General features: G+C 35.3%; 11 protein-coding genes. 6 read left to right on the forward strand and 5 right to left on the reverse strand.

From position 1 onward, the window contains the following. Nucleotides 1–27 precede the first annotated feature (27 nt). The gene (locus WBM70_RS05540) at nucleotides 28–1734 is read left to right on the forward strand and encodes a L,D-transpeptidase family protein (protein ID WP_424557514.1); all 1707 of its coding nucleotides are present in this window, start codon (nucleotides 28–30) and stop codon (nucleotides 1732–1734) included. An 8-nt stretch (nucleotides 1735–1742) separates the two neighbouring features. On the opposite strand, the gene ruvC is transcribed toward WBM70_RS05540, so the two are convergent. Then, entirely contained in the window at nucleotides 1743–2228 is a 486-nt protein-coding gene (gene ruvC, locus WBM70_RS05545) for a crossover junction endodeoxyribonuclease RuvC (RefSeq protein ID WP_424557515.1), read from the reverse strand. 166 nt (nucleotides 2229–2394) lie between these two features. On the opposite strand from ruvC, the gene dnaA reads away from it, so the two are divergent. The 4 genes from dnaA to recJ all read left to right on the forward strand — a co-directional run bounded on the left by dnaA (nucleotide 2395) and on the right by recJ (nucleotide 8230). Beyond that, nucleotides 2395–3729: a chromosomal replication initiator protein DnaA gene (gene dnaA, locus WBM70_RS05550; protein WP_424557516.1), complete on the forward strand. Its 1335-nt coding sequence runs from the start codon at nucleotides 2395–2397 to the stop codon at nucleotides 3727–3729. Between the two features lie 184 nt (nucleotides 3730–3913). Then, entirely contained in the window at nucleotides 3914–4981 is a 1068-nt protein-coding gene (gene dnaN, locus WBM70_RS05555; RefSeq protein WP_424557517.1) for a DNA polymerase III subunit beta, read from the forward strand. A gap of 15 nt (nucleotides 4982–4996) precedes the next feature. Then, nucleotides 4997–6631 carry a CTP synthase gene (locus tag WBM70_RS05560; RefSeq protein ID WP_424557518.1) on the forward strand — a complete coding sequence of 545 codons (1635 nt, stop codon included), beginning with the start codon at nucleotides 4997–4999 and terminating at the stop codon, nucleotides 6629–6631. Then, on the forward strand, nucleotides 6632–8230 hold the full coding sequence (gene recJ / locus WBM70_RS05565; protein ID WP_424557519.1) for a single-stranded-DNA-specific exonuclease RecJ: 1599 nt from the start codon (nucleotides 6632–6634) through the stop codon (nucleotides 8228–8230). A 28-nt stretch (nucleotides 8231–8258) separates the two neighbouring features. On the opposite strand, the gene WBM70_RS05570 is transcribed toward recJ, so the two are convergent. The 4 genes from WBM70_RS05570 to WBM70_RS05585 form a co-directional block, all read right to left on the reverse strand. Continuing rightward, complete coding sequence (locus WBM70_RS05570) at nucleotides 8259–9233, reverse strand: iron-sulfur cluster assembly scaffold protein (RefSeq protein WP_424557520.1); 975 nt, start codon at nucleotides 9231–9233, stop codon at nucleotides 8259–8261. A gap of 25 nt (nucleotides 9234–9258) precedes the next feature. Next, nucleotides 9259–10464 (reverse strand): NifS family cysteine desulfurase, encoded by a 1206-nt coding sequence (locus WBM70_RS05575; protein WP_424557521.1) that lies wholly within the window; start codon nucleotides 10462–10464, stop codon nucleotides 9259–9261. A gap of 272 nt (nucleotides 10465–10736) precedes the next feature. Beyond that, nucleotides 10737–11315, reverse strand: coding sequence for a GTP cyclohydrolase I FolE (gene folE, locus WBM70_RS05580; protein ID WP_424557522.1), 579 nt, complete (start codon nucleotides 11313–11315; stop codon nucleotides 10737–10739). Between the two features lie 60 nt (nucleotides 11316–11375). After that, on the reverse strand, nucleotides 11376–12326 hold the full coding sequence (locus WBM70_RS05585; RefSeq protein ID WP_424557523.1) for an A/G-specific adenine glycosylase: 951 nt from the start codon (nucleotides 12324–12326) through the stop codon (nucleotides 11376–11378). An 83-nt stretch (nucleotides 12327–12409) separates the two neighbouring features. Between WBM70_RS05585 and WBM70_RS05590 the strand changes: the two genes are divergently transcribed. Then, nucleotides 12410–13222, forward strand: a complete 813-nt coding sequence (locus WBM70_RS05590; RefSeq protein ID WP_424557524.1) for a DUF4405 domain-containing protein — start codon at nucleotides 12410–12412, stop codon at nucleotides 13220–13222. Nucleotides 13223–13277 lie beyond the last annotated feature (55 nt).

The following is a 13277-nucleotide window of genomic DNA, read 5'->3' on the forward strand; positions in this document are numbered from 1 at the left end:
ACCCATAAAATAGATTAGGGGAATTTTTTGCGACGCTTAACACTACTACTATTTATCGGATTGTTACAGATCAATCTCCATGCAGAGACTCTTTCCATGGAGAATATCTCTGCGCATATCCAAAAAGGTCTCCAAACACGTATCAAAGGCCAAAACAAACCTATCATACAAAATATTTATGCCAAGACGGGTAATAAGCCTTTATGGATAGGCACTAAGAACACAACAAAAACCAGTCAACTGATACAAGCACTTAATGATCCTCTTTTTAACTACAAAAATAGATCATTTGATCAAAAATCTATTAAACTCCTCTTTTATCAGCTTGATAATGGGGAGATCAGTCGAAGAAAACAAGCTGCTGCCTATGCAAAACTCGATCTTGTACTTACCAGTTCCATGGTACGTTTGGTACGCTTCATTGTCCAAGGTGATGTAGATTGGAATATGGTTCAGGAGAAACTAGAGACACTCGCGCACAGTGACGATATTACGGCCCGTTGGGAAATGTCATTGAAAGCATTTCCAAATCAAAATGAGCTTATATCTGCCATAGAAGATGGTGATATCTATGAGTATTTAACTTCTCTTCTTCCTATGGAAAGACACTATAAAAAGCTTGTTAAACTACTTAAAAACTATCGTATCATGGATAAATTTCCAAAGATAAAATATAGCAAAAAATCGTTAAAAATGGGTGACAGTTCAAGTCGCATTAAAGAGATAAAAAAACGTCTACAGATCTCTGGAGATTACCCGAAAAAAGCGCCTATCAACAGTAAATTCGATCAAACGCTTAAAAACGCCGTTATCACTTATCAAAAACGCTATCTGATTAAAGTAACGGGAATGGTTGACAGAACAACCACCTACTATCTCAATCAACCTGTTAAAAACAATATACAGGCCATCATTACCAACTTGGATAAAACGAAACTCTACCCGAAAAAATTTGAAAATGAATATATTGAGATCAATATCCCTGATTTCAATCTTCGTTATTATAAAGATCAACAAAAGATCATGAAAAAAGGTATTGTAGTAGGGCGTATAGACAGACCAACACCTCTTTTTTCCGATGCCATAACTTATATGGTACTAAACCCTACATGGACCATACCGGATAATCTTATCAAACGTGATCTGATACCTGTTCTAAGACAAAACCCAATGTATTTAGAAGAGAATAATATCCATGCCTTTCAAGGGAAAAAAAAGATAGAAATAACCCAAGAGATGTTAGACCCTTATGAGAAAAGTGAAAAACGTGTGCCTTATCGTTTTGTACAGTTCCCTGGTGAAACGAATGCACTTGGTCGTGTTAAATTTATGTTCCCTAACAAATATGCTGTTTATCTGCATGATACAGACAATAAATCACTGCTTTCACGACGTTATAAAATATACAGTTCAGGCTGTGTACGTCTGGAAAAACCTTTTGATCTGGTTGATACGCTGCTTGAACACACAAGAAAGCGTTATTCTCAAACTAAAATAGATGAAATACTTGAAAGCAATAAACCAACAACTATTAGCTTAAGAAAGTCAATTCCTGTACATATCGTTTATTTTACAGTGTATGAAGAGGATGGTTTAGCTTATTTTAAAAATGATATCTATCTATACGATAAGATCATTGAAGAGTCCGTAGAAGGAAATAAAAAGTCTACATTTACGATACCCGAAAAACGCATGATATCTGTAAAGAAAAATGCTCAACCTTTATCTAATTAGGTTTCTATCTAAGTCGTCTTCTTGCGCATCTTCACTCTTTGAAGATGTGTAAGTGTAATGGCCATAGCATCTGTGATATCTAAGGGTTTTATCTCTTTTTTGATACCAAACAATCTTTTAACCATAAATGCTACCTGTTCTTTCGTTGCTTTTCCATTACCCGTCACTGCTTTTTTTACTTGCAATGGAGTGTATTCATAGAAATAACCTACCTCTTGAAGTATCTTTAGTGAGAGTGCTCCTCTAAACTGTGCAAGCTTTAAAACTGACTTAGGATTAAAGGCAAAAAAGATATCTTCAATAGCCACTTCATCTATCTTATGTGCCTTTAAAATGACGTCTATACCCTCTACAAGCTCTACAATCTGCTCTTGTAGCTGTTTTCCTTTGATTTTGAGTAATCCCGCTTCAACAAGTGAAAAGTTTTTCCCATCCCAATATATGATGCAATACCCTAAATTACGGCTTCCGGGGTCTATTCCTAAAATATTCATTCACACCTTTGTTCACATAGTGAATAAAATTATTCAACTCTGTTTAATAACGCTATTTTAGCTTAAATTGGCTAAAATATGATAAGTTATTCACATTAAGAATTTTAACTCTTTAGAAACGTGAAAATTTGTTCACACATTTAAAAATATCAAAGGTAACATACACATGAATATAGGACAAAAAGTACTTTTTGAATTAAAAAAAGAGATCACTGAAGTAGAGTATGAACGATATATTAAAAAACTTGTCTATGATACAAAACGTTCAAGAAGCAATATTGTCTATTTTAATGCACCTAATATGATCATAGCTAAATGGATCAAGAGTAAATACACAGCTAAATTAGCGCATCTTTTTGAACTGCAAAATGAAATAAAACCAGAAATAGAGATCTCTGTAGGAAAACAAAATCAACAAACTGCAACTCCCGTTATAAAACAAAGCAGTGAAAAAAGTCACTCTAAAAGTACTTATTTGAATCCTTCTTTAACCTTTGAAAGTTTTATCGTAGGAGATTCCAACCAATTTGCCTTTACTACAGCAAAATCCGTAGCAGAAAAACCCGGAAAACAATACAATCCTCTTTTTCTTTATGGTGGTGTAGGATTGGGTAAAACCCATCTTCTTCAAGCTATAGGTAATTATCATATTGATCTGGGTAAAACAGTTATCTACACTACATTAGAACAATTTATGAACACTTTTACTTCACATCTACGTTCTCAAACCATGGATAGATTTAGAGACAAATTTAGAGAGTGTGATCTTCTTCTTATAGATGATATACAGTTTCTAAGCAGAAAAGAACAGACCCAAGAAGAGTTCTTTCATACTTTTAATGAACTCTACAATAATGATAAACAGATCGTAATTACTTCGGACAGACAACCTAATAAAATTGCCGGACTAGTAGATAGACTTAGAACCCGTTTTGAAATGGGACTTATGGCAGATATACAACCTCCAGGATTAGAAACTAAGATTGCCATCATTCAAAAAAAATGTGAACTTGATGGTATCAGACTAGATAATGAAATAGTCAATTATATCGCTACACATATGGGTGATAATATACGTGAGATAGAAGGGACCATTATTAAGCTCAATGCACTTTCTTCTATGCTTAACCAAGAGATAACCCTTGATTTTACTCAAAATGCCATCAAAGATCAACTGAAAGAAAAGAAAGAAAATATCACCATTGATGAGATCGTAAAAATTATTTCTAAAGAACTCAATATCAAACCTTCTGATATGAAATCAAAAAAACGTACAAAAAATGTAGTGAATGCAAGAAGAATTGCCATTTATCTAGCAAGAAATCTTACACCCAATTCTATGCCACAAATCGCCGTATATTTTGGCATGAAAGACCATACAGCCATTTCACATGCTATGAAAAAAATCAATGAAATCATAGAGAATGATGAAAATTTTAAAGTGATTCTGGAAGAACTGTCGAATAAAGTAAATACGCAAACGCAAAATGACATACTATAAACTATTTTAATGATAGAAAACTTGAATAAAAAAAAGATATAATTTTAAAAGTGAATAAATGTGAATGTTTATAAATAATTAATCATCCATTTAAATAACGGTCACACCAGCAATAAAGTAGTTTTTCACATATTCATGTCATACTACTACTACGTACTAATATTATTAAAAATAAGGAGAGTCAATGAAGATAAGAGCACAAAAACAAATTATAGAATCTATACTCATTAATTTACAACCTTTTTTAGAAAAGAAAGATGCAAGTCAAATAACCTCACATATATTATTTACCACACAAGATAATAAATGTATCGTTAAAGCAACTGATTCAGAAATAGGTTTGAAAATTGTTACAGATAATATTGGTATAGAAGCAGAAGGATCTTTTACTGCACATGGTAAAAAACTTCTAGATATTATTCGTATACTTAAAGATGATGAAATTACATTAGAACTTTTAGATAGTACTCTTATTATTAAACAAAAAAATTCTAAATTTAAACTTCCTACATTTGATCCAAACTCTTATCCTTCATTTCCAACAATAGAAGATAAGCCACAAATTTCTTTAGATTCTTTAAGTCTTATTCAAAATCTTAAAAAAATCTCTCCAGCGATTGATACAAATAATCCAAAATTTGAACTCAATGGTGCTTTGATCAATATAAAAAGTGATGCTACAGATCTAGTTGGTACTGATACTAGAAGATTAGCCATAGCAACTATTCCCGGTAATAATAGTGAAGAACTCTCTTTAATTGTCCCTAAAAAAGCTATTTTGGAAATACAAAAACTCTTTTTAGATAAAATAGATATCTTTTATGATGAAACAAATCTTATTATTTCAAATGAAAACTATTATTTCTATACTAGATTGATCAATGGTAAATTCCCAGATTACCAACGTATCATACCTTCTACGACAAAACATCAGATCAACCTACCTAAAAAAGAGATGATCGATGCAATCAAAATGATCACTACTATTTCACAAGAGATAAAAATGACACTTTTATCAGATACCATTATTTTCAACTCTTTGAGTGCAGATAATGTAGAAGCTAAAACAGAAATAGAACTTAACACTGGTTTAAGTGATAAATTCGAACTCTCTTTTAATAGTAAATACATCTTAGATTTTATCTCACAAACCAATAAAAATGAATTTACTATAGAATTCAATGAACCATCTCTACCATTTATCGTTAAGGACGATAATTTTATTACAATCATCATGCCAATTGTGGCATAAAAGGAAAAGCGTTTAATGAGTGAAAATAAAACAAAATATATTTTTGTTACAGGTGGTGTACTCTCTTCTTTAGGAAAAGGTATTACTGCTGCAAGTATAGGAACATTACTAAAACATACAGGACAACGTGTAGGCGTATTAAAACTTGATCCCTATATCAATGTTGACCCTGGGACTATGTCACCCTTAGAACACGGAGAAGTTTTTGTAACCAAAGATGGAGCTGAAACAGACCTAGACTTAGGACACTATGAAAGATTTCTAGATACATCACTCACACAAAATAACAACTTTACGACAGGTCTTGTTTATAAAACAGTGATTGAAAATGAACGTAAAGGAAAGTATCTTGGTAAAACGATCCAGGTCGTTCCACATATTGTAAATGAAATTAAAGAACGTATTATAAGAGCAGGTGAGAATAAAGATATTCTTATTGTAGAACTTGGTGGTACTACTGGTGATATTGAAGGTTTACCTTTTTTAGAAACGATCAGACAAATGAAACATGAACTTAGTAAAACACAAGTCATGAATATACATGTCACACTTTTACCTTATATCAAAGCAGCTGGAGAACTTAAGACAAAACCAACACAGCACTCTGTTCAAGAACTTAGACGTATAGGTATCGCACCACATATGCTTGTGCTTAGAGCAGAACAACCTGTTCCAGCAGATTTAAAAAGAAAGATCGCTTACTCTTGTGATGTAGATGAAGATTCAGTCATAGATGCGATAGATGCACCTACTATTTATGAAGTACCGTTAAACTTTTTAAAACAGGATATATTGACACCTATATGTAAACATTTAGATCTTGAAAATTGTCAACCTAAAATGGATGAATGGGCAGATCTAGTACATAAGATCATTATGCCAAGTGCTGAAACTAAAATAGCTTTTGTAGGTAAATACCTAGATTTAAAAGAGTCGTATAAATCACTTACTGAAGCACTTATACATGCAGGAGCACATTTAGATCATAAAGTAAATATCAAATGGGTTGATAGTGAAAAAGTAGAAGATGACGGTGCCCAAAAATATTTGAATGATTGTGACGGCATTTTAGTTGCTGGCGGTTTCGGTGAACGTGGTGTTGAAGGTAAAATTCAAGCGATCCAGTATTCTAGAGAGAATAAAATACCATTTTTAGGTATTTGTCTTGGTATGCAGCTGGCAATGATTGAATTTGCAAGAAATGTACTTAAAATTGAAGATGCAAATTCAGTAGAGTTTGATAAAAATACACCAAATCCAATCATTTATCTTATTGATGAATTTATAGATGCAAGCGGTTCAAAACAAGTGAGAACAACAACATCTCCTATGGGTGGAACAATGCGTCTTGGTGAATATGAATGTGAAACAAAAGAAAATTCAAATCTCAGAAAAGCATATGATGCACCTATTATTTTTGAAAGACATAGACATCGTTATGAAGCGAATCCTAAATACAGAGAAGCATTTGAAGCGAATGGATTAGATATAACTGGTGAATCACATGGGCTTATTGAAGCAGTTGAAGTGCAGGAACATCCTTGGTTTTTAGGTGTTCAATTTCACCCTGAATTTACCTCAAGACTTCAAAATGCAAATCCATCTATCATGGCATTTGTAAAAGCGTCTATTGATAACAAACCTGAATAAATGAGTAAGGTTTATCCTACCCTTACACTTCAGATATTGCAAACACTTCTTCAAACACGTTTTGAAGAGGGTTTTCTTACTTTACGCGACCTCCCTCAACCTTCTACTTTTAAAGATATGGACAAAGCGACAAAACGTATCGTTTCAGCTATTCAAGACAAAGAAAAAATCACCATCATCGGTGATTATGATGTGGATGGTGTAACCTCTACGACATTGATGAAACTTTTTTTCGAAGAGATAGGGTATGAGATAGAGTGGATCATCCCTAACCGATTCAGAGATGGATACGGGCTCTCATCGAACATTATTCCCCGTATACTTGGTACAGATCTGGCGATCACAGTAGATAACGGCATATCAGCAGTCTATGCTGCTAAACTGTGTAAAGAAGAGGGTATAGAACTCATTATCACAGATCATCATATACTTGCACCAGAAATACCCGATGCCTATGCGATCATAAACCAAAAACAAGAAGAGTGTGACTTTCCTTACGAAGAAGTATGTGGTGCACAGATCGCCTGGTATCTTATTGCTTCATTAAAAAATGCTTTAGATGTGAAAATCAATATGATGGCGTATATGGAACTTGTTGCTATTGCTATCATTGCAGATATGATGCCCTTGCAGCATATCAACAGAGCTATGGTACAAGCGGGCATAAAAGCACTGAACAAGACTGAAAGACCTGCGATTAAAGCTTTTTTGGAACATAGTCAAAAAGAGACATTAAATGCTGAGGATATAGGGTTTTTCTTAGCACCTCTGCTCAACAGTGCAGGGCGCATGGAAGATGCTTCTTTTGCCGTAGATTTTTTATCTTCGACCAATATCTATGATGCAAGAGTAAGACTTGAACGTCTCATAGAATTTAACACACTTAGAAAATCTACAGAATACGATATTACACAAAAGGCAATGTTACAGGTGGATCATAGCGATGAAGTGATTATAGTAGTGGGTGAAGCATGGCATGAAGGTGTAGTTGGCATTGTAGCTGCAAGAGTGGCACGGGCATGTGAAAAACCCTGTATCGTACTCAGTCAAAGCAAAGAGGGATCAGTTAAAGGAAGTGGTAGAAGTTTTGGAGAGTGTGATCTTTTTAGTATCGTTGATGGTGCGAGGATACATCTGGAGAAGTTTGGAGGACATCAGGCAGCCATTGGTCTTTCTTTGAAGAAAGAGAGCCTGAAATCGTTTAAAACAGAAGTACAAAAAAACTTTACTGAAGGTAACTATGTGAAAGAAGTAGTTGATCCAGAGATCATAGGGAATCTACACTTTTCATATATCTCTTTTGATCTGACATCTATTGTTAAAAAGTATGAACCTTACGGACAGGGAAACACGACACCAAAGTTTATTAGCACGAATGTAGAGATACTTCAGGCAGACAGTATGGGCAAAGAGGGTGAACATTTACGCTTTTCTTTTGCACAGGATGGTATAGTCATGCAAGGTGTGAAGTTTAAAACGAAAGAGGTTTTTGAAGTAGGATCAAAGGCAGATATTACCTATACGGTAAATGAAAATCATTTTAGAGGAAAGACAACTGTACAGTTGATGGTAGATAAGGTGATCTCAAACCCAAGTTAAGCCTTGGGTTTGTGTAAAGAAAAGGTAATTAGATAGGTAAAACTCTGATGTTTTCGTCTAATTTTTCTTTTAGAATATTTTCTATGGCAAAAAGTGTACCTGTGTCAGCACTTGCACAACCAGAACATGCACCTAAGTAACGGATGTAAATGTCAAAATTTGCACCGTTCTCTTTGATGTCAAGAATTTCCATATCGCCACCATCCATAACAAGCATTTGTCTGATATTCTCATCGACAACTTTGTCCACCGCTTTAATACGCTGAACGATAGTCATTTGTGCAAAATCAGCATCAGCACCACCTGTATTACCAAGTGTTGCGCCACCAGCCATTTTTTCTTTCTCGTATTCTTCCAAAAGATCTACAAGATAGACATCTTTTTCTTCGTGTCCACCAGGCTTGATACATGATTTACAAAAAGCACCTGCTTTTGTATAGTCTGTTATCTCTTCAACTGTTGTAAGGTCATTTAGACGGATCACTTCTTGAAGTGTAGAGAGTGTTACCCGTGCACATTCACACACGATCACTTCTTCTTCGAAGCTCTCCATATCTACACCTTTGTACTGTGCTGCAGCTTTCTTGATAACATCATAAGCCATAACAGAACAGTGCATTTTCTGTGGTGGAACTGCTGGAGTATCAGCCTCATCACGCATTGCCATTTCAACATCGATATTTGTGATCTTTACTGCTTCATCAACTGTTTTGCCTTTACAAAGTTCAGCCATAGTATCAGAACTGGCAATAGCAGTACCACAACCAAAACTTTTGAATTTAGATGAAAGAATCTTGTCTGTTTCAGGTTCAACTGCCCAGTAAAGTCTTACTGCATCTCCACAACTCTCTGCACCAAAATCAGCCACGATGAGTTTAGCACCCATTTCTTTCGCTTCTTCTTCTGTGATCTCACCCATATTTTGTGGGTTGTTCATTAAATCTGTTACTTTATTACTGTACTCATCCCAGATGGTACCACCTACTAAACTATCTATACCCATTTTATATCCTTTATTATTTTATTTATTAATGGTGATGAGAGTCTAATCCACTCTCATGACCTTCTGGTGCATATGCGTATGAACTTGAGATACCTCTAAGTCTTAGCACGGCAGCTTTAACTACGTTAAGTGTGTAGTTTAACTCATCTTGTGTAGTGTAACGGCTCATTGAAAAACGGATAGCTGTATGTGCAAGATCTTCTGCTGCACCGATAGCTTCCATTACTGAGTTTGCTTCAAGGTCCTCACTTGCACAAGCGGAACCTGTACTTGCACCGATACCGGCACGACTAAGATCCCATAACATTGATTCACCTTCAATACCTCTAAACGAGATAAGGATGGTGTTTGGTGTTCTATTTTCTCTTGGTGTTACAACAAATGTATCTTCTATCTTGAGGAGCTCATCTTCAAAATTATCTCTCATTCTTCTGATCTCAGTCATCTCAAATTCTAAAGAATCAACAGCTTGCTCCATCGCTTTACCCATACCTACGATACCAGCAACATTGAGTGTACCTGAACGGTATCCGCCCATTTGTGCACCACCATGAAGTAGAGGCATAAGCTCTTTACCTTTTTTCATATAGAGGGCACCAACACCTTTAGGTCCATGAAACTTATGTGCAGAGAATGTAATGTAATCTACATTAAATGATTGTACATCTACAGGTATTTTACCTATAGCTTGTACACCATCTGTATGGAAAAGCACATTATGCTTTTTACAGATATTACCGATCTCTTCTACAGGGAAGATCGCACCTGTTTCATTGTTCGCCCACATAACAGATACAAGAGCAGTTTTATCAGTAATACTCTCTTCTACAGACTTTGCCTCTATAAGTCCTTCATGGTTAATAGGAAGGTAAGTCACTTTAGTACCCATGCTCTCTAAAAACCTTGCAGTGGCTATAACAGAAGGGTGTTCAACTTCAGAGACAATGATGTGGTTCTTTTTACCTGTCAAGATCTGTTCAAAATAGATACTTTTGAGTACCCAGTTATTACTTTCTGTTGCACAAGACGTAACAACCACAGAATCTTCTTTAGGTGAATTGATACCTGCATAGATTCTTTCCATACCAGCCTTTATACCAGGGTGTGTATCACTCGCAAATATATGTAGTGAGTTTGGATTACCATATTTTTGTACAAAATACGGTTCCATCTCTGTGAAGACCTGCGGGTCAACGATAGTTGTTGCATTATTGTCTAAATAGACTTTCATTCATTATCTCCTCTGAATAGAATAAAATTCAATTCATTTTTTTAATTTATAACGATACTCATTTTAATTAAGACTAATTTAGTCCTAATTAGGTTAAGGCATAATACGCTCTTATTCTTAAACTAAGATAAAATTTTAACTTAATTAGGACTATTATACTCCTAATTAGATTATTTTTCCTTGATTTGCATTAAATATGTATGTAAATAGAGATATTTTATAGCGTTTGTAAGCAGTAAAGCAGAACCAAAACGGATAATATCCGTTTTGGTTTAAAAATTTGAAGGGGTAGGTGTGTTGATAAGATTATAAAATTCATTTCTGGTACGCTCATCTCTTTTGAAGAGACCTCGAAGCGCAGAACTGACTGTAGTAGAGTTGATCTTTTGAACCCCCCTCATCTCCATACACATATGACGTGCATGAACCACTACTGCCACACCCTTAGGTTTGATCGTCCCCAAAATAGCATCTGCGATCTGTTCGGTCATCTGCTCTTGTATCTGCAAACGTCTGGCATAGACATTGACGATACGAGGGATCTTAGAAAGCCCTACCACTTTACCGTCTGGTATGTATGCCACATGTGCACGCCCTATAATAGGAAGCATGTGATGTTCACACATGGAGTAAAATTCGATATCACGTACCAATACCATTTCATCATTACTTGTACTGAAAAGAGCCTGGTTGAGTATTTCTTTTGGATCTTGATCATAACCCTCTGTAAGAAACTTTAGGGCTTTAGCCACACGGCTAGGTGTCTGAAGTAAACCTTCGCGTGTAGGGTCCTCTCCTAAAAGTTCAAGGACTTTGGTCACAGCCTGTTCAAATTCTTCTTCTTTATTCATCATGGTTACCTATATAGATATTTTTCACATTGTAGCTAAACTCCAATAAATACATACCCGTTATGGATTTATTTTGGTGAACAATTTAACTATCTTGTCATCTACTTTTGAGATGGCAAGTTTTTGTATTTCTGCTTCATTAAAGTAATCTGTCTGCTCAGGGTTGTTCTCATAATAAACATACACTTTACAAATGAGCTTAAAGTGTGTATAGGCATGGGTAATTTCACCGATGTATATAGAGGCACAAGGTGGAATATCCATACTCTCAAATCCCCAAAGACCATGTAAGAATTTTCCTTTTCTTTGGGTCAGAGCCAATTTATCATCATAGACACGGATAAGTATGTTTTCTTCTCTAGTGGGTACAACGCGTTTCTTCTTTGTAGGATAGAGTGTAGGCTCTTCCTGCCCTTTGCAAATATCACTCAGGGGACAGATCTCACATTTGGGAATTCTAGGTAGACAAATGGTTGCCCCTATATCCATCATTGCTTGATTATAGTTAAATGGATGGACCTTGTCTACCAGATCATAAGCGAGCTCCCAAAGTTTTTTGTCGTTAGGCGTTTTGATCTTTTGTAAACGGCATAGTATACGTTTAACATTGGCTTCCATGATGGGAACGGGCTGGTTAAAGGCAAAGGCAGCAACAGCATGTGCCGTATTTTTGCCTATACCAGGGAGTTTTATCAGTTCATCTATATCATTTGGCAGTGTATCTATAAGGGTAGCGGTCTTGTGTAAATTTTTAGCACGATTATAGTATCCAAGCCCTTCCCACATCTTCAATACATCATCTAGAGGCGCTTCACCCAAGAGTTTAAGTGAAGGAAAGCGTTCAATAAAAGGAATATAGTACCGATCCAATACTGTTTTTACTTGCGTTTGCTGGAGCATTACTTCAGAGAGGTAAATATAATATGCTTCTGAAGTATTGCGCCAAGGGAGATCCAATCTTCCATTCTCTTGATACCAGTTTTGGATGTTTTGGTGTGTTTTTTTATGCATGTTGGGATTATATCATGAGTTACTTTGTGCATTTAGCATGTTATAATATATTAAAATCCTAGATACTTTGATAAAGGATAAAGATGAAATTGAAAAAAATAACATCTCTGGTCATGCTTTGGTCCATGATCATGATGACATATACGGGGATAGTTCTTTATATCGCACCGCATGGCAGGGTTGCCTATTGGACAAACTGGGAATTGTTTGGGTGGAGCAAGGACCAGTTTGCTGAGATACATACGACTTTTATGGTACTTTTTATCGTGACAACTTTGTTACACATATATTATAATTGGAAACCATTGACGAGTTATATGAAAAATCAGGCTAAAGCTTTTGTATTTTTTACCAAAGAGATGGTAGTCGCGTTAAGTATTGTTTTACTCTTTTTATTTGGTACACTTTATACAATAGTACCTTTCTCTACTTTTCTTGATTTTGGCGAAGAGGTGAAAGAGAGTTGGGTAGAGAAGAGTGAAGAACCTCCTTACGGACATGCCGAAGAGTCTACACTGAAAGATTTTAGTCAAAAGACAGGGTATGATGTGGAACAGGTGTTAAGAGTATTGAACGAACACAATATAAGTGCGTCAAACACAGACATTTTAGAAGATATTGCTGTTAAGCAAGGGAAAACACCAGGGGATATTTTCAGATTCATAAGCGCTTCTTTAGGGGATAAGACACCTAAAGTTACGGGACTTGGAAGAAAATCTTTTGAACAGGTGGCCAAGGCATTAAATATGGATAGTGAAGCGTTCTTAAAAGAATTGAAAAGTATGGGTATTCAAGCACAAAAAACGCAAAAATTTAAACCTACGCTTGAAGAACAGGGCTTTAATGTGAGAGAAGTGGTTGATAGTTTTTTAGATAGAAGTGAAAATAAAGAGTGATACGAAAAAGGACTTTAATCTATTATAGTACAGTTTATTTGATGGTTAAACACTT

It is taken from the genome of Sulfurovum sp., from assembly GCF_049668085.1.
GTDB lineage: Bacteria > Campylobacterota > Campylobacteria > Campylobacterales > Sulfurovaceae > Sulfurovum.

Excerpts from the sequence above, each read along its gene's own strand:
- ruvC (WP_424557515.1), bottom strand. The coding sequence starts at position 2,228 with ATGAATATTTTAGGAATAGACCCCGGAAGCCGTAATTTAGGGTATTGC.
- dnaA (WP_424557516.1), top strand. The coding sequence starts at position 2,395 with ATGAATATAGGACAAAAAGTACTTTTTGAATTAAAAAAAGAGATCACT.
- dnaN (WP_424557517.1), top strand. The coding sequence starts at position 3,914 with ATGAAGATAAGAGCACAAAAACAAATTATAGAATCTATACTCATTAAT.
- WBM70_RS05560 (WP_424557518.1), top strand. The coding sequence starts at position 4,997 with ATGAGTGAAAATAAAACAAAATATATTTTTGTTACAGGTGGTGTACTC.
- recJ (WP_424557519.1), top strand. The coding sequence starts at position 6,632 with ATGAGTAAGGTTTATCCTACCCTTACACTTCAGATATTGCAAACACTT.
- WBM70_RS05570 (WP_424557520.1), bottom strand. The coding sequence starts at position 9,233 with ATGGGTATAGATAGTTTAGTAGGTGGTACCATCTGGGATGAGTACAGT.
- WBM70_RS05575 (WP_424557521.1), bottom strand. The coding sequence starts at position 10,464 with ATGAAAGTCTATTTAGACAATAATGCAACAACTATCGTTGACCCGCAG.
- folE (WP_424557522.1), bottom strand. The coding sequence starts at position 11,315 with ATGAATAAAGAAGAAGAATTTGAACAGGCTGTGACCAAAGTCCTTGAA.
- WBM70_RS05585 (WP_424557523.1), bottom strand. The coding sequence starts at position 12,326 with ATGCATAAAAAAACACACCAAAACATCCAAAACTGGTATCAAGAGAAT.
- WBM70_RS05590 (WP_424557524.1), top strand. The coding sequence starts at position 12,410 with ATGAAATTGAAAAAAATAACATCTCTGGTCATGCTTTGGTCCATGATC.